We start from the raw sequence: 23,108 nt of genomic DNA, 5'->3' as shown, positions 1-23,108 counted from the left end.
TAACTTACATAAGTGCAACAGAAGGGGGATTGCCCGATGAATGCGGAAATAATTGCAGTGGGATCTGAGCTGCTGCTCGGACAGATTACCAATACCAATGCCCGTTTCGTTTCGGGACATTTGGCTGAACTCGGCATCAATGTTTATTACCATACAGTGGTGGGCGACAACCCGGAGCGTCTTGAACAGGCGATTCAAATTGCCGAGAGCCGTGCAGATCTGATTATTTTCTCAGGGGGACTTGGGCCGACCAAAGATGATTTGACGAAAGAAACCATTGCAAGGCATCTGGGCACTACACTCGAAATGGACGACACGGCCATGGTTTCAATAGAAGAATTTTTCGAACGCGTCCAAAGGCCGATGACTGAGAACAATAAAAAGCAGGCAATGGTTCTGAAAGGCAGCGAAGTGCTCGTAAATGACAACGGCATGGCGCCCGGCATGTTCTATAAACATGAAGACCGTGTTTATATCCTGCTCCCTGGGCCGCCGCATGAAATCGAGCCGATGTTCCAGTTTGAAGCCAAGCCGAAATTGATCCGTATGCTGAATAAGGAAAACGTCATCATCTCCCACGTTCTTCGGTTTTATGGCATAGGTGAAGCGGAACTCGAAGACCGTTTGGATAGCATCCTGGAAAAACAGACGAATCCGACAATCGCGCCTCTCGCTTCGGCCGGTGAAGTGACTTTGCGCATCACCGCCAAAACGGACACGACCGAGCAAGCCTGGGAACTGATCAATGCTGCGAAGAAAGAAATTCTCGAGGTTGTTGGCCAATACCTTTACGGCTATGACGATGATTCGCTTGCCTCCCGTGCAGTGGACTTGCTGAAACAGCAGCAAAAGACGATTTCAGCTGCGGAAAGTCTGACTGCCGGCCTGTTCCAATCCGAACTGGCATCGGTTCCAGGGGCCAGTGCAGTGCTTGCTGGCGGAACGATTGCTTATAATGAAGAGATCAAAATCAGCCAGCTCGGTATATCGGCGGAGCTGTTGAAGAGCTTTGGCGTGGTCAGCGAACAGACTGCACTGGCAATGGCCGAGGGAGTTCGGGAGAAATTCGGTACGAACTTCGGCATCGGTTTGACGGGCGTAGCCGGTCCTGATGCGCACGGCGGCCAGCCTGCCGGTACTGTTTGGATCGGAATCGCGTCGGAGTCAGGAACAGACGCATACCGGCTTCAATTGTCGGGCATGCGCAATACGAACCGCATCCGTACGGTGAAATTGGCTTTGCACTATTTAATACGAACACTGAGCAAATAAAAAAACGCGCAAAATTTATTTTTGCGCGTTTTTCCATTCCAAAAATGGGATATGGTCCTGATAGAGCTTTTAAAGTATGAATTTAAAATGCGAACACGAATAAACGTTCGCTTTTTTCTTGTGTATTTCTCAATAACCTAGTATACTAGAAACAGGTAGAAAAATTGGTTTTTATTAAGAGGAGGATTTCTTTTGAGCGATCGTAAAGCAGCGTTAGATGTTGCGTTAAAACAAATTGAAAAACAATTTGGTAAAGGTTCAGTAATGAAATTAGGGGAAAAAAGCGACCGGAATATTTCATCAGTTTCCAGTGGTTCACTGGCAGTTGACTCTGCACTTGGAATAGGCGGATATCCGCGTGGCCGTGTAATTGAAATTTATGGCCCTGAAAGTTCAGGTAAAACGACTGTTTCACTTCATGCCATTGCCGAAGTACAGGCCTCAGGCGGAACAGCAGCATTTATCGATGCAGAGCATGCACTTGATCCGGTCTATGCACAGAACCTCGGCGTCAACATCGATGAGTTATTATTGTCTCAGCCAGATACAGGCGAACAGGCTTTGGAAATCTGTGAAGCATTGGTTCGAAGCGGAGCAGTTGACATCGTTGTAATCGACTCGGTTGCCGCACTTGTACCAAAAGCGGAAATTGAAGGGGAAATGGGCGATTCTCACATGGGCTTGCAAGCTCGTCTGATGTCTCAGGCTCTCCGTAAATTATCCGGTATCATCAACAAGTCAAATTCAATTGTTATTTTCATTAACCAGGTCCGCGAGAAAATCGGTGTTATGTTCGGTAACCCTGAAACGACTACTGGTGGACGCGCATTGAAATTCTATTCATCTATCCGCATGGAAGTCCGTCGTGCTGAAGCGTTGAAGTCCGGCAATGACATCATCGGTAACAGAACGAAGATTAAAATCGTCAAAAACAAAGTTGCGCCGCCGTTCCGTACAGCTGAAGTGGATATCATGTACGGCAAAGGGATTTCGCGTGAAGGTGAAATCGTCGATATCGGTGCAGAACTTGAAATCATTCAGAAAAGCGGTTCGTGGTATTCCTATAAAGAAGACCGCATCGGGCAAGGCCGTGAAAACGCCAAGCAATTCCTGCGTGACCACGGTGATATCAGCAATGAGATTGCAAACAGAATCCGTGAACAATACGGAATGGCTGCAGCATCTTATACGATCGCCGCTTCAAAAGAAGAGCCGGAAGAGTTTAATCTTCTAATCGACGAAGACGATAAATAAGTTCGATTTTTAACAGCTGTTGATGCCGGAGCGATGCTTTGGTGCCACCAGCTGTTTTATTTTCAGCAGCCAGGATTCCAAAGCGCATCTGGCTGACGAAGAGCAGTAAAGCGAATCCCTGCTGCCTTGAAAGGAAGCAGGCAGAAAGTCCGCCTGCTTTTATGGACTTTCACCGGGTTGACACTTCAAAGCTCCATCTATACAATTAAAACTGTATAATTTACTAATTTTACAGCGTTTGAACAGAACGAAAATTCAATCTATTTTTGAAATGTTAAAATGAATAGCAAGAGGAGGTGTCCGAATGGAAAACGTGATCATCTTCGCTTTGCTTGGTATCTTCGTCGGTATGTTTGTTGGTTATTTTGTAATGAAAAAATCAAATGATTCCAAAATGGCTGGTGCGAAAAACTCTGCAGAGCAGATCATTGAAGATGCGAAGAGAGAAGCCGAAGCGCTGAAGAAAGAAGCCCTTTTGGAAGCAAAAGACGAAAATCACAAATTGCGTACTGAAACAGAATCTGATATTCGGGAACGCCGATCAGAACTCCAGAAACAGGAAAATCGGTTGTTGCAGAGAGAAGAAAATTTGGATCGCAAGGATGATGCATTAAACAAAAGAGAAGCAGGGCTTGAACGCAAAGATGAAGCCCTAGCCGAAAAACAACAGCATATTGAACAGATGGAGAGCAAAGCTGAAGACTTGGTTCAACAGCAGCAATCCGAAATGGAACGGATTTCATCTTTGACACGCGAAGAAGCGAAGTCAATCATCCTGCAACAGGTTGAAAATGAACTTTCTACCGATATTGCGGTAATGGTGAAAGAAACTGAAGCCCGTGCAAAAGAGGAATCCGATAAAAAGGCCAAAAACATTTTGTCTCTTGCGATGCAGCGTTTTGCCGCAGACCATGTGGCGGAGACGACAGTTTCAGTCGTCAATCTGCCGAATGACGAAATGAAAGGCCGTATCATTGGCCGTGAAGGCCGGAACATCCGTACGCTTGAAACATTGACCGGCATTGATTTGATTATCGATGACACGCCGGAAGCAGTAATTCTTTCAGGCTTTGACCCAATCAGACGCGAAACTGCGAGATTGGCACTGGAGAAGCTGGTATCCGATGGCCGTATCCATCCGGCACGGATTGAAGAAATGGTTGAAAAGTCCAGACGCGAAGTAGATGAGCAAATCCGTGAAATTGGGGAACAAACCACATTTGACGTTGGGGTACATAACCTGCATCCCGATTTGATCAAAATTCTTGGCCGTCTGCGTTACCGCACAAGTTACGGGCAGAACGTCCTCAAGCACTCAGTGGAAGTTGCATTCCTCTCCGGCTTGATGGCAGCGGAACTTGGCGAAGATGTCACCTTGGCACGGCGCGCAGGATTGCTTCATGATATCGGTAAAGCGATTGACCATGAAGTGGAAGGCAGCCATGTTGAAATCGGGGTTGAACTTGGAACCAAATACAAAGAACATCCAGTGGTTATCAACAGTATCGCGTCCCACCACGGCGACACTGAAGCGACATCGATCATTTCGGTCATCGTTGCAGCAGCTGATGCCTTATCGGCAGCGCGCCCGGGAGCGAGAAGTGAAACTCTGGAAAACTATATCCGCCGTCTGGAAAAACTTGAAGAGATTTCGGAATCCTATGAAGGCGTTGAGAAATCATTCGCCATTCAGGCAGGCCGCGAAATTCGCATCATGGTCAGACCGGAACAGATTGACGATATGACTGCACACCGTTTGGCTCGCGATATCCGCAAGCGGATTGAAGAAGAGCTTGATTATCCGGGCCACATCAAAGTGACCGTGATCAGAGAAACAAGAGCAGTTGAATACGCAAAATAATAGGATGGAGGCTTCGATGAATGTCTATTCAAAGAAGCCTTTTTCTTATGGAAAAAGGTGATAGCATGAAAGTATTGTTTATTGGTGATATTGTTGGATCAATCGGCCGCGATGCATTGGAATCGTATTTGCCGCGCCTGAAGAAAAAATATCAGCCGGATGCGGTAATCGCAAATGGTGAAAACGCAGCTGCCGGAAGAGGAATTACGAAAGCGATTTATCAGGATCTCCTGTTCATGGGCGTCGATATGGTGACAATGGGTAATCACACATGGGACCAGAAAGAGATTTTTGATTTTATTGACGAAGTGGATTACCTGATCCGTCCGGCAAACTTCTCAGCGGAAGCCCCGGGACGTGGAATGGCCACTCTTACGAAAAACGGAAAAACGCTGTCGGTGATCAATCTTCACGGCCGCGTATTCCTGCCGCCGCACGATGACCCTTTCCAGAAAGCGGATGAGCTTCTGGCAGAAGCGAAAGCAATTTCGCCATTGGTGTTCGTGGATTTCCATGCGGAAGCGACAAGTGAAAAAATCGCCATGGGCTGGCATCTCGACGGCCGGGCATCTGTAGTCGTTGGCACTCATACGCATGTCCAGACGGCGGATTCGCGCATACTTCCCGGCGGCACAGCATATATTTCCGACGTCGGCATGACGGGGCCTTACGACGAAGTGCTCGGCATGAGCAAAGAGGCGGTGCTTTACCGGTTCAAGACCAATATGCCAACCCGTTTCGAAGTGCCGAAGCGTGGCCGCGCAGTAGTCAGCGGCTTCTTTACGGAAATTGATGATGAAACAGGCAAAGCGATTTCTTGCGAACGAATCTATATCAATGAAGATCATCCATTCCGAGGATAAGTCACCAGTTGGTGACAATTCATCGACAAATATAGCAATTCACTTGTAGGACGCCGTACCTTTTCAGTATAATAGCCGTAGAGGTCCGAATTCGATTTTGGGCCAACACACCAAAGTAAAAATAACTGAAATTAAATCATGGTCGCTGAACGGTGAACTTTCAAAAGTTGCCGACGGCCAAGAAGTGGGTGTCCAATAGATGACTTATACAAAAGAACAAATCGTGGCAAAATCACGCGAAGTGGCAGATATGATCGCCGCAACTGAAGAAGTGGATTTCTTCAAGCGTGCAGAAGCACAAATTAATGAAAATCAGCAGATCCGCGAAAAGATTGCCAGCCTGAAAAGCCTTCAGAAGCAAGCGGTCAATTTCCAGCATTACGGCAAAGAACGTGCACTAGAATTGATCGAAGGCAAAATCAAGAAAATTGAAGATGAAATTGACGCTGTGCCGATTGTACAGGAATTCAAGCAATCACAGAGCGATGTCAATTCTTTATTGCAGATGGTATCGACTGCAATCGCCAATCAGGTTACAAACAACATCATCACGGAAACCGGCGGCGACCTGCTGCGCGGTGAAACCGGCTCGAAAGTGAAAAATGATTCACAAGGCAGCAGTTGTTCGTAAGTCTTGAGGCCCCATAAATGAAAACAGAAGAACCGAAAGAGCCATCGCTCTTTCGGTTTTTTCTTTTATGCCGCTATTTTTGTTATAATGGAGAAACGAAGAATCGATTGCGAAAGAGGTTTTAAAATGGCGATTACACCAATGATGCAACAATATTTTCAAGTGAAAGCGGATTACCAGGATGCATTCCTTTTTTTCCGGCTTGGAGATTTTTATGAAATGTTTTACGACGATGCCCTGCAGGCATCCCAATTGCTTGAAATTACGCTGACAAGCAGAGGCGGCAACGGGGACGACCGAATTCCAATGTGCGGGGTTCCACATCATGCAGCAAAAAATTACATAGATCAGCTGATTGCCAAAGGCCATAAAGTCGCCATCTGCGAGCAGGTGGAAGATCCGAAACTGACTAAAGGGGTCGTCAAACGGGAAGTAGTGAGGCTCATCACACCGGGCACCCACACAGAAGGCAAAAGCGTGGATTCCAAATCGAACCACTTTATTGCGGCAGCGGAAGAATTGTCGGGTGGCTTTTCGTTATCCTACATCGATATTTCTACTGGGGAATCGACAGCCACATACATAATGGGCCAGGGCAAAGCTTTGCTTCAGGAATTGCAATCGCTCGGAATCCGCGAATTGGTCGTATCCGATTCCCTGTTCCTGTTATTGAATGAAGATGCGCAGGATCTATTGTTGTCGATCGAACCGATGGAGTTTTTATATGAACTGGATGGTTCGTTGGTGAAAGAATGTCCGGCAGAACTGACAGGCAGCAGCCATCGTTTGTTAACCTATATCGCACGTACACAGAAACAATCACTGGAGCATATCCAGCCTTTTGCCTATAACGAGGAAGGGCAATTGCTCAGTATCGATTTCCATTCCAAGCGCAACCTTGAATTATTGCAGTCAATCCGAGGAGCAGAAACGAAAGGGACGCTTCTTTGGTTATTGGATGAAACGGTAACCGCGATGGGCAGCCGCAAACTGAAGCAATGGTTGCATCAACCGCTCGCCAACAAGAGCCGCATCGAAGTTCGCCAGCAGATGGTTGAATCCCTTATCGAACATTATTTCACCCGTGTGGAGTTGCAGAATGCCTTGAAGGAAGTCTACGATCTCGAGCGGTTGAGCGGCCGCATTGCATTCGGCAGTGCCAGCGGTCGCGATTTGGCGCAGCTCAGAAGTTCACTGGAAAAAATTCCGGCAATTATAGACGAACTTAGCGGAGCGGGCAATGGCCGCTTGAGCGATTTTGCAGGACGCCTCGACCGCTGCGGGGAAGTCTGCGAGTTGCTCGAGGCGATCAGCGATAATCCTCCACTGTCAGCAAAAGAAGGTGGCGTCATCCGGGAGGGCTATAACCGGCAATTGGACGAGTACCGAGACGCTTCGCGGAACGGCAAAGACTGGATTGCGCAGCTGGAGCAGCAGGAGCGCCAAAAGACCGGCATCAAAACTTTGAAGATCGGCTATAACCGCATTTTTGGCTATTACATCGAAATTTCAAAAGCCAATATGCATTTAGCCGATTTGGAACGTTATGAACGCAAGCAGACTTTGGCAAATGCCGAACGGTATATTACGCCTGAACTGAAGGAAAAGGAAACTTTGATCCTGAGGGCGGAAGAAGAAAGCTTGAATCTTGAATACAAATTATTCACGGTGATCCGTGATGAAGTGAAACAGTATATATCCCGCATCCAATCTCTCGCTTCTACTTTGAGCGCATTGGACGTCTTCCTCAGTTTCGCGAATGTAGCGGAAAAATACCGCTTTACAAAACCGGATTTTACAGACTCCAGGGACATCTCAATTGTCGGAGGACGCCATCCGGTCGTTGAGAAGATGCTCAACCGGCAGCATTATGTGCCGAATGATTGCATACTGACGGAAGACAGCAATATGCTGCTTATTACGGGACCGAATATGTCGGGTAAAAGTACATATATGCGCCAGGTGGCTTTGACTATTGTACTGGCACAGATCGGCAGTTATGTGCCGGCAGACTCGGCGAAGCTGCCGGTAGTCGATCAGATTTTTACGCGAATCGGAGCGGCGGACGATCTTGTTTCCGGTCAGAGTACATTCATGGTCGAAATGCTTGAATCCCAATATGCCATCACCCATGCCACCGAACGGAGCCTGTTGCTGTTTGATGAAATCGGCCGTGGCACCTCCACTTATGACGGCATGGCGCTCGCACAGTCGATGATTGAATATATACATGAAAAAATAGGTGCCAATACCTTGTTTTCCACCCATTATCATGAACTGACACCGCTTGATCAATCACTCGGGCGATTGACTAATGTCCACGTGGCGGCAATGGAGCAATCCGGTAAAGTGGTATTTCTTCATAAAGTGAAGCCGGGACCTGCGGATAAAAGCTACGGCATCCATGTTGCGGAACTGGCAAATCTGCCGCAAAAAATCCTGTCGCGTGCCCGGGAGCTTTTGACAACTTTCGAAGCAGAGAAAACACAGCAGACCCGGCAAATCGAACAATTATCATTTTTCGATGACCGTGATACAGATAACGAAGAAGTGATTCAGGCAATATCCGATGCGAAAATAACATCAATGACGCCGCTTGAAGCATTGCAGATGATCAATGATCTGCAGCTGAAACTAAGCCGAAAGGAGTGATTCTATGGGAAAGATCCGTTTAATGGATGAGCCTTTATCAAATAAGATAGCAGCAGGTGAAGTTGTGGAACGGCCAACATCTGTCGTCAAGGAATTGGTGGAGAATGCCATCGACGCCGGAAGCGGTACGGTGGAAGTTCTGCTGGAAGAGGCGGGGCTGACGTCGATTCACATCATCGATAATGGGGCGGGAATGGACAGTGAAGATGCTTTGCTGTCTTTTTCCCGTCACGCAACCAGTAAAATCGAGAATGAACACGATTTATTCCGAATCCGCACGCTTGGTTTTCGCGGCGAGGCGCTGGCCAGTATCGCTTCGGTCTCGAAAGTGACTTTGCAGACTTCTGACGGAATTAGCGGCACGTATGTGCACCTCGAAGGCGGTCGCCTGATCGACAGCCGGCCGAATGCCCTGCGCAAAGGAACCGATATAAAAATCGAACAATTATTCTTTAATACGCCGGCACGATTGAAATACATGAAAACACTGCAGACAGAACTCGGCCACACGATTGATTTGATGAACCGATTCGCTCTCAGTTATCCGGCGGTTTCCTTCAAATTGGTCCATGACGGCAAAACCCTTCTGCAGACTTCAGGCAGTGGAGAAATCCGCCGTGTGCTGGCAGATATATACGGTGTGTCCATCGCAAAGAAAATGATTCCGTTTGAAGGTGAATCCCAGGATTATAAAGTTGCCGGTTATACTTCTTTGCCTGAAATTACCCGGGCCAATAAAAACTATATCTCGCTTTTCGTCAATGGCCGCTGGGTGAAGCATTACGCAATCGCAACAACCGTTCACCGCGCTTATCATACTTTCCTGCCGCTCGAACGGCAGCCGATCACCGTGTTGAATATAGAAGGGGATCCCTACCTGACAGATGTCAATGTCCATCCGGCAAAACAGCAGATCCGCCTGAGTAAAGAAAAAGAGCTGATGGAATTGATCCATCAGACAATCCGCCAGGCAGTCAGCACAGCGGTTCGGGCACCGGTCATCGAACAGCCGAAACCGAAAAAGAAAGCCTATTCCCCTTCCAGCCAACTCGATCTCTGGAAAACATCTGCCACTGTAAACGAGCAGAAGGTGACAGAGCAGACGGCATACACGGCGCCATATACACAACAAAATCCAATCGAACAGTCAGTAACTGAAGAAAATCCTGTATCGAATGACACTTCAAATGAATATTCTCCCGGACAACAGGGAATGGAGGAAAGTCCCCAGTTTCCGGAACTGGAAATAGTTGGCCAGATTCACGGCACCTATATCGTGGCGCAAAGCGCGGACGGCTTTTATCTCGTGGATCAGCATGCAGCGCAGGAACGCGTCAAATACGAATATTTCCGTGAGAAAGTGGGACAGGCGGATGCGATGGAACGCCAGTCGCTGCTCCTGCCGCTGACTTTCCATTACAGCCGGGATGAAGCACTCAGGTTGCAGGACAATCTGGACAGTCTGGCAGAAACGGGTGTCTTTCTGGAAGTGTTCGGCGATTCGTCGTTTATTGTCCGGGAGCATCCGACCTGGTTCCCGAAAGGCTTTGAACAGGAAATTATCGAAGAACTGATCGAACAAGTATTGAATGGCAACCGTGCGGATGTGAAGAAGCTCCGGGAGGATGCAGCAATCATGATGAGCTGCAAGCGCTCGATCAAAGCGAATCATTATCTGCAGAAGCACGAGATGGAACAGCTGCTGGTGGATCTCAAAAAGGCAGATCAGCCTTTCACCTGTCCGCATGGCCGTCCGGTCATCATTCATTTTAGAACCTATGATGTCGAAAAGATGTTTAAACGAGTTATGAATTAGAGGAGGTATGTTGTGTTGGAAAGCTATATCTTATCCATCGATCAGGGAACGACCAGCACCAGAGCGATTCTGTTCAATAAAAAAGGGGAACTGGTCCACAGTTCTCAAAAAGAATTCAAACAATATTACCCGAAACCGGGCTGGGTTGAACATAACGCCAGTGAAATCTGGGGCTCTGTGCTGTCAGTTTTGGCTGCTGCATTGACGGAAAGTGGAATCCTGCAGACGCAGATTGCCGGCATCGGCATCACCAACCAGCGTGAAACAACAGTGGTGTGGAATAAAAAGACCGGCCAGCCGATCTATCCGGCCATCGTCTGGCAGTCGCGCCAGACACAGCCCATCATCGATGAGTTGAAAGAAGAAGGTCTTGAGGACTGGTTCCAAAACAAAACGGGGCTTCTGCTCGATCCGTATTTTTCAGGCACGAAAGTCAAATGGATTCTCGACCACGTGGACGGCGCCAGGGAGTCAGCGGAACGGGGCGATCTGCTGTTTGGCACAATCGATTCGTGGCTGATCTGGAAAATGACGGACGGCGCTGTACACGTTACGGATTTTTCCAACGCTTCACGGACGTTGCTCTACAATATCTTCGATTTGAAATGGGACGAGGAAATTTGCGGGAAATTGGGCATCCCGATGGAAATGCTGCCGGAAGTCAAGTCTTCATCCGAGGTCTATGGTGAAACGGACCCGAGTGTATTTTTCGGTCAGCAGGTACCGATTGCCGGCATTGCGGGCGATCAGCAAGCGGCGCTGTTCGGCCAGCATTGTGTGGAAAAAGGGATGGCGAAAAATACATACGGCACCGGTTGCTTCATGTTGATGAATACAGGAGAAGAAGCCGTGAAATCCGAAAATGGCCTGCTGACAACCATTGCCTGGGGACTTGACGGCAAAGTCGTCTATGCTCTTGAAGGCAGTATATTTGTGGCAGGGTCAGCAATTCAATGGCTGCGGGACGGTATGCGCATGCTGAAAAATGCGGCGGATTCGGAGGAATATGCTAAACGGGTCCCCTCTACGGATGGCGTTTATGTGGTTCCCTCCTTCGTGGGTATGGGAACACCTCACTGGGATTCAGAAGCTCGTGGTGCTGTATTCGGTTTGACCAGAGGCACTGAAAAAGAGCATTTCATACGGGCGACTTTGGAATCTTTGGCTTATCAAACTAAAGATGTGCTTGATTGCATGGAGCAGGATTCGGGCATCGACATCAAAGTTTTAAGAGCAGACGGGGGAGCTGTATCGAATGCTTTCCTGATGCAATTCCAGAGTGATATCCTTCAAAAAGACGTGGAACTGGCGAGGCTCAATGAAACCACTGCTCTAGGGGCTGCATATCTGGCGGGTCTTGCTACAGGATTTTGGCAGAATCTGGACGATATAAAAAAGCTCGCAACAACCCAAAAAACATATGAACCACAGATGGATGAGAAAGAAAGAAATGATTTATACAACGGGTGGAAAAAAGCGGTTGCTGCCACCCGTGCATTCAGCAGATAAGGGGTGAGATGTATGTTGTCAGCCAAACTTCGACAAGCGAAATTAGAAGAATTGGAGAATTATAGATTCGACCTACTGGTGATCGGCGGAGGCATAACTGGAGCGGGAATCGCGCTCGATGCCGTTTCAAGAGGATTGTCGGTTGCCTTAATCGAAAAAAATGATTTTGCTTCCGGCACTTCCAGCCGTTCGACCAAACTGATCCACGGCGGTCTGCGCTATCTGAAGCAATTTGAAGTGAAAATGGTGCGTGATGTCGGGCGGGAACGGGAAGTGGTCTACGAAAATGCCGTGCATGTAACAGAACCGCAGTGGATGCTTCTCCCGTTCCATAAAGGCGGAACGTTTGGTCCATTCACCACTTCTGTCGGTTTGCGTATTTATGATTATTTGGCCGGTGTCAAAAAAGGGGAGCGGCGCAAAATGCTGTCCACCGAAGAAGCTTTGGCTAAAGAACCTTTACTCAGAAGTGAAGGTTTGCAGGGCGGCGGCTACTACGTTGAATATCGCACGGACGATGCCAGACTGACGCTGGAAATTCTTAAAAAGGCGGCGGAACTTGGGGCGCTTTGCCTCAATTATGCAAAAGCGGAAGACTTCTTCTATAAAAATGGCAAAGTAGCCGGTGTGGAAGCGGTATGTTCTGTCACGGGCAAAAAGCTGGAGATTTCAGCAACAAAAGTCGTGAATGCAGCTGGACCATGGGTGGACGAAATCCGTGACATCGATTCGACAGCGGCTGACAAACAGATTCGACTGACAAAAGGGGTTCACGTCGTTGTTGACCGCAAAACATTTCCTCTGCGGCAGCCGGTTTATTTCGATGCGCCCGACGGCAGAATGATCTTTGCCATTCCACGTGACGATAAAGCATATATCGGGACGACCGACACATTTTATGAGGGAGACCCGGCAGAAGCAGCGGCTTCAGAAGAGGATGTCACCTATTTATTGAGAGCCATCAGTCATATGTTTCCTTCCGCGAAACTGTCACCTTCCGATGTCGAGTCAACCTGGGCAGGCGTCAGGCCGCTTGTTTACGAGGAAGGCAAAGACCCTTCTGAAATATCGCGCAAAGATGAAGTATGGGAATCGGAAAACGGATTGATTTCCATAGCCGGTGGCAAGTTGACCGGTTACCGCAAGATGGCTGAGGCGATTACCGATCGTGTCATTAAATCGCTGGAGAAAGACGGAGGCAAAAAATACGGCAAATCCCATACCAAAAAGCTTCCTTTATCCGGGGGAGATTTTGGGGGATCCAAAAACTTTCCGCGTTTTGTCCACAGCACGGCGCTGCAATCGCAGCAATTTGGCCTGACGCCGGAAGAGGGACGTATGTTCGCTCAGTTTTTTGGTACCAATGCAGGGAAAGTGTTTGAACATTATTGGAAACGCTCCACAGAACTGCATGAGGATGGGTTGCCCGATGTACTGGCTGCGGTATTATCCTACACGATTGAAAATGAAATGGCCCTCACGCCAAGTGATTTTTTCATTAGAAGAACAGGAGATCTTTATTTCCATATTTCCGATGTCATCCAATACAAAGAACAGGTATTGGGGTATATGGCTAAAGAGTTGAATTACAGTGAAGGGCAGCAAGAGCGCTTCCGCAGGGAATTGAACGATGAACTCGATAAAGCAACCCGTTTTGGAAGGGGACTGCCGCAATGAAGATTACAAAGAATTTTATAAAAGCCTCAGATAACAAAGAAATCTATTACGAGGTTTATTTACCGGAAGAACCAAAAGCCCATGTCCATATTATTCATGGAATGGCTGAACACATTGCGCGCTATGAAGAATTTATCCGATACTTGACTAGTTGTGGCTTTGCTGTATCCGGCCACGACCAGAGAGGGCACGGACGAACAGCGGAAAGAAATGGAGTGCAAGGTTTTTTTGCCGAACACAATGGTTTCAACCGTGTGGTGCATGATGCTCGTGAAGTCATTGAAGCGGTTCAGGATCAAATCGGTGAGCTTCCTTTTATTCTATTCGGCCACAGTATGGGTTCTTTCATTGGTCGCCGATATATTCAACTATTCAGTGAAGATGTAAGCCGCGCTGTATTGTCAGGCACAGGCGGCGACCCGGGAATAGCTGGAAGAATGGGAATCCTATTTGCTAAAGGAAATGGAAAGCTGAATGGCAAAGATGAAAAAAGCAAAGCACTCGGTTCTCTTGTGTTCGGTCCGTTTATCAAGGATTTCAAAGAAGAAGGCTCAGCGTTTGCCTGGCTCAGCAGTGATGCTTCTGAGGTGGCAAAATATGAAAGGGATCCGATGTGCGGTTTTGTTTCCACGAATCAGTTTTTCGCCGATCTTTTTAGAGGGATGCTGCTGATCAATAAAAAAGAGGAAATCAGTAAAATCCGGAAGGACCTGCCTATCCTGTTGATCAGTGGTTCAGAAGATCCTGTAGGGCATAAAGGAAAAGATCTTTTTGCCGCTGCACAAAAATATAAAAAAGCGGGCATTCAAGAGGTACAAATCTTTTTGGGAGAAGGAGCGCGCCATGAACTGCTCCATGAAGTGGAGAAAAAGCGTTATTTCAAGGTAATGGCTGATTGGATGTCCGGCCATGATTGATGTGCTGGCTATAGTCGGTCCGACTGCATCAGGCAAAACGGCTTTAAGCATCCAATTGGCAAAAGCACTGGACGGGGAAATCATCAACGGGGATTCAATGCAGATCTACCGCGGCATGTCGATAGGAACTGCAAAAGTGAAACCTGAGGAAATGGAAGGTATTCCGCACCATCTATTGGATATCAAAGATCCGGAGGAACCTTTTTCAGTGGCAGAGTATCAACAGCTTGTGCGCTCCAAGATAAAAGAAATAAGTGACGCCGGAAAATTGCCGATCATCGTCGGTGGTACCGGACTCTATATCCAGGCTGTTTTATTCGATTACCGTTTTTCGGAATCGCAGGTGGACGAAAAATTACGCAACGAACTTTACCAGGAATTGGAACAGTTCGGACCGGAACATATGCACAATAAATTGATCACATTGGATCCTGAAACCGATATTCATCCGAATAACACAAGAAGAGTGATCCGGGCACTGGAAATCAGGCTTGGCAGCGAAGAACAGGTGGACAGGAGCCTGGCCCTGGAGCCCATGTACAATGAATTGATCGTCGGCATTGATATTGCACGGGACATTCTTTATGAAAGAATCGACTTTAGAGTCGAAACGATGGTGGAAGAAGGCTTGCTGGCAGAAGTGGAAGCTCTCCATAAGCGCGGGTTGCGGGATGTCCAATCCATAAATGCCATTGGATACAAGGAAATTTATGCGTACTTTGATCAAAAAATGGAGCTCGGACAAGCTAAAACTTTACTCAAAAAAAATTCAAGAAATTACGCCAAACGGCAATTGACCTATTTCCGGAACAAACTGCCCGTGCTTTGGATCGATGGAGTGAATGATTTAGAGGAAAATATTGAACAAATTGAATTGTTTTTGCAGGAGAACGACCGTGCACGTCGAATTGAGTTAATGTGTAAACAAAAAAAGAATTGGTGAAATAGGGGGATTTTAATGAAACCAGTAAATATCCAGGACGTTTATTTGAATCAGCTGCGTAAAAATAATATTTTTGTTACTGTCTTTTTACTCAATGGCTTCCAGTTGAAAGGGACCATTAAATCTTATGACAATTTTACGGTGCTGGTTGAGACGGATGGTAAACAGCAACTTATTTACAAACATGCGATCTCCACTTTCTCTCCCGCAAAAGCGGTCTCTATTGAACACCAGGAATAAGAAGTGAAAAGCGACAGCGCCCGCTAAGCTCTGAAAGACATAAGACGGATCAGCGGCGCGGCGTCCTTTGCCGCATAGTCCCGAAATGCGGAAACGGCCGTTCAGCTCCGACAGGCTTAAGATGAACTTCCGAAGCGGCGCTCTTTGCCGTATAGGAAGGACAGCTTAAGACCGAGGAGTTGGCCGTTGGAGACTGGACACGAGCTGGCTTATGACCCGAAGAGCTGGGCCGCTGGAGTCTGGACAGCGAAAAGCGACAACAGACCGGCCACAGTGGTGGCCGGTTTTTTAATTGACAGCACCATTCTTTCCCTATAGCATTTTACTTGGTTAGATTATATATGGAGGTTGATACGGATGAAAAAAATTACAACGGATGAATTGCTGGAGCGTATTGAAGCGGGCGAGCAATTAAATATCATAGACGTAAGGGAAGCGGATGAAGTGGCAGCCGGAATCATTCCAGGTGCGAAACATATTCCTTTGGGTGAAGTGGACAGCCGTGTAGGTGAATTCGAAAAGGACAAGCCATATTATTTGGTTTGCCGGTCCGGTGCCCGGAGCGGAAGAGCAAGTGATTTTCTGAATGAACAGGGAGTTGACGCCACGAATGTAGAGGGCGGCATGCTGAACTGGAACGGGGAAACGACAGCCTGAACAATTTATTGTCCATGAAAAAACCGACCGGATATCAATTCCGGTCGGTTTTTTAAACGGATGTAATTTTTCTGGAAGGCAAACGCCATTTATAGGTGTAGGATAAAATACGCAATACGGTGATGGCTGTAAATAATATATATAGATAAAAATCATTCCGGATCAGATCCACACTGATCAGCAAACCGGCCATTGCTGCCCAGACCGCATAGATCTCCACTTTCAGCACCAAAGGTTTTCGGCCGGCCAGCATATCACGTATGATGCCGCCTCCAGAACCAGTCAAGACCGCTGCGACGACTACTGCGTAAACCGGTAGATTGAGTTCCACTGCATGCAAGGCACCCTGGATGGCAAAAGCCGAAAGTCCGATTGCGTCAAAAAAATGTCCCCAGCGGTTCCATTGTCCAAGCAGGCGGTGAGGGAACAAAAAGACCAATGTGATTGACACCAAAGCCAGCTGGATCATCATTTCTTGCTCCCAAAGATTTGAAACAGGCACGCCAATCAACAGGTTGCGTACAGCACCTCCGCCAAATGCAGTCACTATGCCCAGAAGATAGACACCGAAAATATCGAATTCCTCTTCCATCGCAATAATTGCACCGGATATTGCAAACGCGATAGTACCGATCGCACTTAATACTTCCCACGCCATAAACTTACCTCCCGCTTACTTCAACTCTATGAATTGTAGCAGAATTTGACGCAATTTCAAGCGCATGACAATAATAGGAGGAATAAATAACAGAACGGAGAAAATTATGCTTACTACAATCCGAAAGACAGAAGAAAAAATCCAAAAACAATTACAGGCAGCAGATGAAATCGCTCTTTTTAATCAGCAAAAGGTACTGTCGGCATTCCACAGTCACAAAGTGAGTGATAATCATTTCCACCCTTCCACTGGCTATGGTTATGATGATGAAGGCCGCGATACATTGGAGCGTGTATATGCAGAGGTTTTCAAAGCTGAAGCTGCACTGGTTCGAGCTCAGATCATTTCCGGAACGCATGCCATCACCATTTCATTATTCGGCGTTCTTCGTCCTGGTGATGAGCTGCTGTATATAACCGGAAAACCATACGATACACTGGAATCAATTGTCAGTGGCGGAAAGAAGGATACCGGTTCATTGAAGGATTTCGGCATTGGTTACCGCCATGTCAATTTGACTGCAACTTATGGGATTGACTGGCCGGAAGTCAGCGCTGCAATTAACACGAAAACCAAGGTCATTGCCATTCAGCGCTCGAGAGGCTATGATACGCGGCCTTCTTTTGCGGTTGAGGAAATTGAGGAAATGATTCTGCGGATTCGAGAGCTGAAGCCGGAAGCCGTCGTATTCGTCGACAATTGCTACGGAGAATTCGTGGAAGAGCGGGAGCCGGTTGAAGCGGGAGCGGATCTGATTGCAGGTTCCCTCATTAAAAATCCGGGCGGTGGTATGGCGAAAATTGGTGGATATATTGCCGGCAGACAGGATTTGGTTGAAAAATGCGCTTATCGCATGACTTCTCCGGGTATAGGAGGAGAGGCAGGAGCGTCACTCAATACATTGCCGGATATGTATCAAGGTTTTTTCATGGCTCCGCATATCGTTTCACAAGCCTTAAAAGGAGCGATTTTCACGTCGGCACTGCTACAAAATGCAGGCATGCAGACCAGCCCGCATTTTGCCGATAAAAGGACAGATTTGATTCAATCCGTGTCGTTTGAAACCGCAGAGCAGATGATCGCTTTTTGCCGGACCATCCAAGCCAATTCACCAGTGAATGCGCAATTCCTGCCGGAGGCAGCGTATATGCCGGGTTACGAAGACGATGTAATCATGGCGGCTGGCACGTTCGTGCAGGGTTCAAGCATCGAATTGACGGCGGACGGACCTATACGTCCTCCTTATACAGCTTATATTCAAGGAGGACTTACCTACGAACATGTAAAGATAGCTGTGACCCACGCTGTAGAAGCTCTTCAAAAACAGAAAATAGAATAATAAGTGTCACTTTGTAAGGTTATCTGACAAACTATTGACAGATAACCTTACATCATTTATTATTGTTTAATAAGTACAAATTAAAAGGGTGAACAATATGACGAATCGCATCCGACGGACTATGCCGATCTTACCAATCAGCATAGTAATGCAGCTGACAGATTTAACAGCACGCCAAATCCGTTATTATGAAGAAAACGGTTTAATCAGCCCAGCCCGGACAGATGGCAATAAACGCATGTTTTCGCTTAATGATGTCGATGTGCTGCTGGAAATCAAGGATTTCCTGGATCAGGGCCTCAATATCGCAGGCATCCGAAAAATCATCGAAATGAAAGACCAGCCGCAAAATGTATTGGCTGAACCGAAAAATCTGAGTGATGATGATGTCCGAAGAATTTTTCGGGAAGAAATCATGCCGGGGAATTTTTACAACAGGCCCAATCACAGATCAAGTGATTTATCCCGATTCTATCAATAGAATTGGGCTACATAAAACTTATAGGAGAGTGAAAAGAGCATGGGTAAGTATTCAAAAGAAGACATTCAAAGATTAGTTAAAGAAGAGGATGTAAACTTCATCCGTCTGCAATTCACCGATATTCTTGGAGTTATTAAAAACGTGGAAATCCCGACATCCCAGCTTGAAAAAGCGCTGGACAATAAAATGATGTTCGACGGATCTTCAATTGATGGATTTGTCCGCATTGAAGAATCGGATATGTATTTGTTCCCGGATCTTGATACTTGGGTCGTATTCCCATGGATCACAGGAAAAGGGAAAGTTGCACGCCTGATCTGTGATATTTATAATGCAGACGGCACACCCTTTGCCGGAGACCCGCGCACAAACCTTAAACGCGTTTTAAAAGAGATGGAAGAACTGGGATTCACTCATTTCAATCTTGGACCGGAGCCGGAATTCTTCCTGTTCAAACTTGATGAAAGAGGAGAACCTTCTCTTGAGCTGAATGACCACGGTGGCTATTTTGACCTTGCACCGATGGACCTTGGGGAAAACTGCCGACGCGACATCGTCCTGGAACTGGAGGAGATGGGCTTTGAAATCGAAGCCTCCCACCACGAAGTGGCACCTGGACAGCATGAAATCGATTTTAAATATGCAGATGCCATTAAAGCTTGTGACGACATCCAAACATTTAAATTAGTTGTAAAAACAATTGCCAGAAAACATGGTCTTCATGCTACATTCATGCCGAAGCCTTTGTTCGGTGTCAATGGATCGGGCATGCATATGAACGTGTCGCTTTTCAACGGCAAGGAAAATGCTTTCCTTGATGAAGACGGAGATATGAAACTAAGCCAAACGGCATTCCAGTTCATGGCTGGCATATTAGAGCATGCACAAGGCTTTACAGCCGTAACAAATCCGACTGTCAATTCCTACAAGCGTTTGGTACCTGGTTACGAAGCGCCATGTTACGTAGCATGGTCTGGACGCAACCGCAGCCCGCTTATCCGTATCCCAGCTTCACGCGGCCTTTCGACTCGTGTTGAAGTCAGATCTGTCGATCCTGCAGCAAATCCGTATTTGGCGATGGCAGTATTGCTTGGGGCTGGACTTGACGGCATCAAACGCAAACTGACTCCACCGAAGCCGGTTGACCGCAATATCTACGCAATGAATAAAAAAGAGCGCCAGGCTGTCGGCATTGAAGATCTGCCAGGCACATTGTATGCTGCTTTACAGGAACTTCAGGATGACGATGTGATGACAAAATCATTGGGTGAGCATATCCTCAAGAACTTTGTTGAAGCTAAAGAAATCGAATGGGATATGTTCAGAACTTCTGTACACCCATGGGAACGCGAACAATACTTGAAGATGTATTAATAGAAAAAATTACAGCAGCCTGCGGGCTGCTGTAATTTTAAACTATATTTCATTGAAGTGCGCATAAAAAACTTTGCAGATAGGGTTATAAGCTTTGATATAGTGGTATATTATAAGTGCCGTGCCAATTTAATAACTCGTACTGAATTTTCTTTGTTCGCAAGGAGGATTTTGTTGGAGGTGATTAAATGGCAAAAATTCAAGGGATTGAAAATCTGCTGATTTATCTGGAATCAGTGGGATATCCATTGTCAGAACAGCAAATCAATGAATTTTTATCGGCAAAAAAAATTCCACACAGCAAGCCATATGGAAATATGATTGTATTTGATCGCTCACATATTGAATGGTGGGTGAAAATGCAGCGCAAGACTGACTTATCATTGTAATTTGAACAACACAGGAACTCCGGACTCGCCTGAAATACAGGGCGGCAACGGAGTTTTTGTGTGCAAGAAACAAGGGTTGAGTATTTCTTCCCGGCTCGGACGGTCCACCATTCTATGCTAAACTGTATCAGTAGGGAAGAATCAACGCATAAGGAGGAAATTTTTTGAAAACTTATCAAATTGATTTTCATTTTGATCAAGGCAATACGTTGACGCATTACGTCAAAGCGAGCAGCAAGGAAACGGCCTTGAGCAGTATACCAACAAATGGTACGTATGAATTCCAGGACGAGGCAGACAAGAACAATTATCGGATTACAGTAAACCTGGTAAAATATATAGTCGTTTCTGAACTGTAATATTTTCCAAGTCAATGGATTCGAGAAATGAGCTGCTGACTGCGGCATTTTTAAAAGTTCCAATCGCTGTGAATTAAATTCAAAAAAGAGCCAAGGGAATTTTCCCTTGGCTCTTTTTTACTGACTTTAATGTATTTGGCGATAAACCCCTACGACCTTGCCGAGAATGGAAACAGCGTCCACGATGATTGGGTCCATTGAAGAGTTTTCAGGCTGGAGGCGGAAAAAGTTCTCCTCCCGGAAAAAACGTTTCACAGTAGCTTCGTCTTCCTCGGTCATAGCTACGACTATGTCCCCATTATTCGCTGTCTGCTGCTGTTTGACGATTACATAATCGCCGTTCAGTATGCCAGCTTCTATCATACTTTCCCCCATGATCTCAAGCATAAAGATATGATCATCTTCAGTGCCGTAAGTTTGCGGCAAAGGGAAATATTCCTCAACATTTTCGATGGCTGTAATTGGCTGACCTGCTGTTACTTTACCGATTAATGGCACATGCAGTACCGGGCTTTTGTCAATCAGCGCCTCATCAGTGGTAATGACCTCAATTGCTCTTGGTTTGGTTGGGTCCCGGCGGATCAGGCCTTTGCTTTCCAGTCGTGCAAGATGGCCGTGGACAGTAGAGCTTGAAGCCAGACCAACTGCTTCACCGATTTCACGTACGGAGGGCGGGTAACCCTTTTCACGCACTTCATTTTTAATGAAAGTCAGAATATCTTCCTGGCGTTTCGATACTTTCTTCAACAGTTTCACCTCTTTTAGTAAACTTCTTATTTTCTAATTTAATTATATCAACTTGGGTATTGAAATGCAAACATAGGTTCGAATTTTGTGTTGACAAAAACACCTGTTCGCATTATTATAAGAACATACATTCCGAACGAACATTCCCAGGAGGCGATATTTTTGACATTTATTCAGAAAAACTCATACGTATTTGGATTCTTTTTTCTCATACTCATCCTTTCATTTTACTATGTTCTATCCCATAATAATAATCAGGCCCATACAGTCCAGATGAAGATAGAGCAAGGTGATACCCTGTGGACACTGGCCGATGAATACAGCGGGAATATTCCGCACCATGAATGGATTGATGAAATTATGAGAGAAAATAATTTGACTGCACCTGTCATCACAGCTGGCCAAACTCTGCTGATTCCGGACGAACAGCTGGACTTTGCTCCAGACGACAGCTTAAAACTTGCGAGTGATGCAGAATGAAGAAAAAAGCTTTTCTTTATTGCCGCGTTAGCACAGAAAAAGAGACCCAGGAAACTTCTCTTGACCGCCAGGAAGAAGAACTGATGAAGTTTGCCTTCGATCAGGGATACCTGGTTGAGCAGGTATTTCGTGATCAGCACAGCGGCTATGAAATGGATAGGGACGGACTGCTTGAAATGCTTAACAGCATCAAGACCGATAAAATGGATGCAGTATTCGTTCAGGATGAAACCCGTCTCGGGCGGGGACATGCGAGAATTGCGCTGCTTCATGTCATGAAGAAATACGGCGTCGATGTCTACACTCTGTCCGACAAAGGCCAGATTGCGCTGAACGATATGGACGATATGGTTCTGGAGATATTGGCCATTGTAGAAGAATATCAGCGTAAAATACATAATGCCAAGATAAAGCGGGGCATGCGGCGTGCTGTGGAAAATGGTTATAAACCAGAGAAAAACCTTAAAGGCAAAGGGAATCCGCAAGGACGTGAACGTCTGGAATTGCCTTTGGACCAAATCGTCAATCTGAAAGCCAGCGGTATGACTTTCCATGAGATTGCCGTGACACTGGAAGGTTTCGGCTATAAGGCCAGCAAAGCGACAGTGCACCGGAGATACAAGGAGTTTCAACAATTATCACAACACTAATTTCTTGCACATGCCTTTCTTTTTTTATACCATGTAAAAGTAGAAAGGCGGATGTTTATGTTAGTACCTGATAAAATGAATCGTATAAATGAACTCGCAAAAAAATCCAAGACTGCCGGGTTGTCAGTAGAAGAAGCGAAAGAACAAAGCGCTTTACGACAGGAGTATTTGGAAACATTCCGTAAAACGATGCGAGGCACAATTGAAAATGTTACAGTCATTGATCCCAATGGGGACGATGTGACTCCTGAAAAGGTCAAAAATAGCCGGGAGAATAAGTATTTGAATTAATACTTATTCTCTTTTTCGTTGTATTCTTTTCTATTGTTGACTAAACTA

At 46.4% G+C, this 23,108-nt stretch carries 24 protein-coding genes; 22 read left to right on the top strand and 2 right to left on the bottom strand.

Annotated elements, in window-relative coordinates:
* Window positions 1–36 precede the first annotated feature (36 nt).
* From ACFQ1X_RS05810 to ACFQ1X_RS05745, 14 genes are all read left to right on the top strand, one after another.
* Window positions 37–1,272 (top strand): competence/damage-inducible protein A, encoded by a 1,236-nt coding sequence (locus ACFQ1X_RS05810; RefSeq protein WP_144837218.1) that lies wholly within the window; start codon window positions 37–39, stop codon window positions 1,270–1,272.
* A 192-nt stretch (window positions 1,273–1,464) separates the two neighbouring features.
* Window positions 1,465–2,526 (top strand): recombinase RecA, encoded by a 1,062-nt coding sequence (recA, locus tag ACFQ1X_RS05805; protein WP_144837215.1) that lies wholly within the window; start codon window positions 1,465–1,467, stop codon window positions 2,524–2,526.
* A 304-nt stretch (window positions 2,527–2,830) separates the two neighbouring features.
* Window positions 2,831–4,387 carry a ribonuclease Y gene (rny, locus tag ACFQ1X_RS05800; protein ID WP_144837212.1) on the top strand — a complete coding sequence of 519 codons (1,557 nt, stop codon included), beginning with the start codon at window positions 2,831–2,833 and terminating at the stop codon, window positions 4,385–4,387.
* A gap of 65 nt (window positions 4,388–4,452) precedes the next feature.
* Entirely contained in the window at window positions 4,453–5,250 is a 798-nt protein-coding gene (locus ACFQ1X_RS05795) for a TIGR00282 family metallophosphoesterase (protein WP_144837637.1), read from the top strand.
* 199 nt (window positions 5,251–5,449) lie between these two features.
* The gene (locus ACFQ1X_RS05790; protein WP_144837209.1) at window positions 5,450–5,881 is read left to right on the top strand and encodes a RicAFT regulatory complex protein RicA family protein; all 432 of its coding nucleotides are present in this window, start codon (window positions 5,450–5,452) and stop codon (window positions 5,879–5,881) included.
* Window positions 5,882–6,007: 126 nt separating this feature from the next.
* Complete coding sequence (gene mutS, locus ACFQ1X_RS05785; RefSeq protein ID WP_144837206.1) at window positions 6,008–8,533, top strand: DNA mismatch repair protein MutS; 2,526 nt, start codon at window positions 6,008–6,010, stop codon at window positions 8,531–8,533.
* A 4-nt stretch (window positions 8,534–8,537) separates the two neighbouring features.
* Window positions 8,538–10,349 (top strand): DNA mismatch repair endonuclease MutL, encoded by a 1,812-nt coding sequence (gene mutL / locus ACFQ1X_RS05780; protein ID WP_144837202.1) that lies wholly within the window; start codon window positions 8,538–8,540, stop codon window positions 10,347–10,349.
* Between the two features lie 15 nt (window positions 10,350–10,364).
* Window positions 10,365–11,858 carry a glycerol kinase GlpK gene (glpK, locus tag ACFQ1X_RS05775; RefSeq protein WP_144837635.1) on the top strand — a complete coding sequence of 498 codons (1,494 nt, stop codon included), beginning with the start codon at window positions 10,365–10,367 and terminating at the stop codon, window positions 11,856–11,858.
* Window positions 11,859–11,870: 12 nt separating this feature from the next.
* Complete coding sequence (locus ACFQ1X_RS05770; protein ID WP_144837199.1) at window positions 11,871–13,535, top strand: glycerol-3-phosphate dehydrogenase/oxidase; 1,665 nt, start codon at window positions 11,871–11,873, stop codon at window positions 13,533–13,535.
* The gene (locus ACFQ1X_RS05765; RefSeq protein ID WP_144837196.1) at window positions 13,532–14,452 is read left to right on the top strand and encodes an alpha/beta fold hydrolase; all 921 of its coding nucleotides are present in this window, start codon (window positions 13,532–13,534) and stop codon (window positions 14,450–14,452) included. The genes ACFQ1X_RS05770 and ACFQ1X_RS05765 overlap by 4 nt, the downstream gene beginning before the upstream one ends.
* Window positions 14,445–15,395, top strand: a complete 951-nt coding sequence (gene miaA / locus ACFQ1X_RS05760; RefSeq protein ID WP_144837193.1) for a tRNA (adenosine(37)-N6)-dimethylallyltransferase MiaA — start codon at window positions 14,445–14,447, stop codon at window positions 15,393–15,395. The genes ACFQ1X_RS05765 and miaA overlap by 8 nt, the downstream gene beginning before the upstream one ends.
* A gap of 15 nt (window positions 15,396–15,410) precedes the next feature.
* Window positions 15,411–15,635, top strand: coding sequence for an RNA chaperone Hfq (gene hfq / locus ACFQ1X_RS05755; RefSeq protein WP_033544068.1), 225 nt, complete (start codon window positions 15,411–15,413; stop codon window positions 15,633–15,635).
* Between the two features lie 186 nt (window positions 15,636–15,821).
* Entirely contained in the window at window positions 15,822–15,953 is a 132-nt protein-coding gene (locus ACFQ1X_RS05750) for a hypothetical protein (RefSeq protein ID WP_379081722.1), read from the top strand.
* Window positions 15,954–15,992: 39 nt separating this feature from the next.
* Window positions 15,993–16,292, top strand: a complete 300-nt coding sequence (locus tag ACFQ1X_RS05745; RefSeq protein ID WP_144837190.1) for a rhodanese-like domain-containing protein — start codon at window positions 15,993–15,995, stop codon at window positions 16,290–16,292.
* 52 nt (window positions 16,293–16,344) lie between these two features.
* Here ACFQ1X_RS05745 and ACFQ1X_RS05740 read toward each other — a convergent pair whose 3' ends face one another.
* Entirely contained in the window at window positions 16,345–16,950 is a 606-nt protein-coding gene (locus tag ACFQ1X_RS05740) for a trimeric intracellular cation channel family protein (protein ID WP_144837187.1), read from the bottom strand.
* 106 nt (window positions 16,951–17,056) lie between these two features.
* Between ACFQ1X_RS05740 and ACFQ1X_RS05735 the strand changes: the two genes are divergently transcribed.
* The 5 genes from ACFQ1X_RS05735 (at window position 17,057) to ACFQ1X_RS05715 (ending at window position 20,892) form a co-directional block, all read left to right on the top strand.
* Window positions 17,057–18,289, top strand: coding sequence for a methionine gamma-lyase family protein (locus tag ACFQ1X_RS05735; protein ID WP_144837184.1), 1,233 nt, complete (start codon window positions 17,057–17,059; stop codon window positions 18,287–18,289).
* A gap of 97 nt (window positions 18,290–18,386) precedes the next feature.
* Entirely contained in the window at window positions 18,387–18,770 is a 384-nt protein-coding gene (locus ACFQ1X_RS05730; RefSeq protein ID WP_144837181.1) for a MerR family transcriptional regulator, read from the top strand.
* Between the two features lie 39 nt (window positions 18,771–18,809).
* Complete coding sequence (gene glnA, locus ACFQ1X_RS05725; protein WP_144837178.1) at window positions 18,810–20,144, top strand: type I glutamate--ammonia ligase; 1,335 nt, start codon at window positions 18,810–18,812, stop codon at window positions 20,142–20,144.
* 188 nt (window positions 20,145–20,332) lie between these two features.
* The gene (locus ACFQ1X_RS05720; RefSeq protein WP_144837175.1) at window positions 20,333–20,533 is read left to right on the top strand and encodes a hypothetical protein; all 201 of its coding nucleotides are present in this window, start codon (window positions 20,333–20,335) and stop codon (window positions 20,531–20,533) included.
* A gap of 164 nt (window positions 20,534–20,697) precedes the next feature.
* A complete protein-coding gene (locus tag ACFQ1X_RS05715) occupies window positions 20,698–20,892 on the top strand; it encodes a hypothetical protein (protein WP_144837172.1) in 195 nt (64 codons plus the stop codon).
* A 126-nt stretch (window positions 20,893–21,018) separates the two neighbouring features.
* Here the strand turns inward: ACFQ1X_RS05715 and lexA are convergent, their stop codons facing one another.
* The gene (gene lexA, locus ACFQ1X_RS05710; RefSeq protein ID WP_144837169.1) at window positions 21,019–21,639 is read right to left on the bottom strand and encodes a transcriptional repressor LexA; all 621 of its coding nucleotides are present in this window, start codon (window positions 21,637–21,639) and stop codon (window positions 21,019–21,021) included.
* 162 nt (window positions 21,640–21,801) lie between these two features.
* Here lexA and yneA point away from each other — a divergent pair, with 162 nt between their 5' ends.
* From yneA to ACFQ1X_RS05695, 3 genes are read left to right on the top strand one after another with little or no spacing between them, the layout of a single operon-like run.
* Window positions 21,802–22,119, top strand: a complete 318-nt coding sequence (yneA, locus tag ACFQ1X_RS05705; protein WP_144837166.1) for a cell division suppressor protein YneA — start codon at window positions 21,802–21,804, stop codon at window positions 22,117–22,119.
* Window positions 22,116–22,769: a YneB family resolvase-like protein gene (locus tag ACFQ1X_RS05700; RefSeq protein WP_144837163.1), complete on the top strand. Its 654-nt coding sequence runs from the start codon at window positions 22,116–22,118 to the stop codon at window positions 22,767–22,769. Before yneA ends, ACFQ1X_RS05700 begins: the two co-directional genes overlap by 4 nt.
* A gap of 57 nt (window positions 22,770–22,826) precedes the next feature.
* A complete protein-coding gene (locus ACFQ1X_RS05695) occupies window positions 22,827–23,060 on the top strand; it encodes a DUF896 domain-containing protein (RefSeq protein ID WP_144837160.1) in 234 nt (77 codons plus the stop codon).
* Window positions 23,061–23,108 lie beyond the last annotated feature (48 nt).

The organism is Metaplanococcus flavidus, from assembly GCF_042675885.1.
In the GTDB taxonomy this organism is placed as follows: Bacteria; Bacillota; Bacilli; order Bacillales_A; family Planococcaceae; genus Planococcus; species Planococcus flavidus.
Note: the sequence above shows the minus strand (reverse complement) of the source record. Positions and strands in the feature narration are given on the sequence as shown.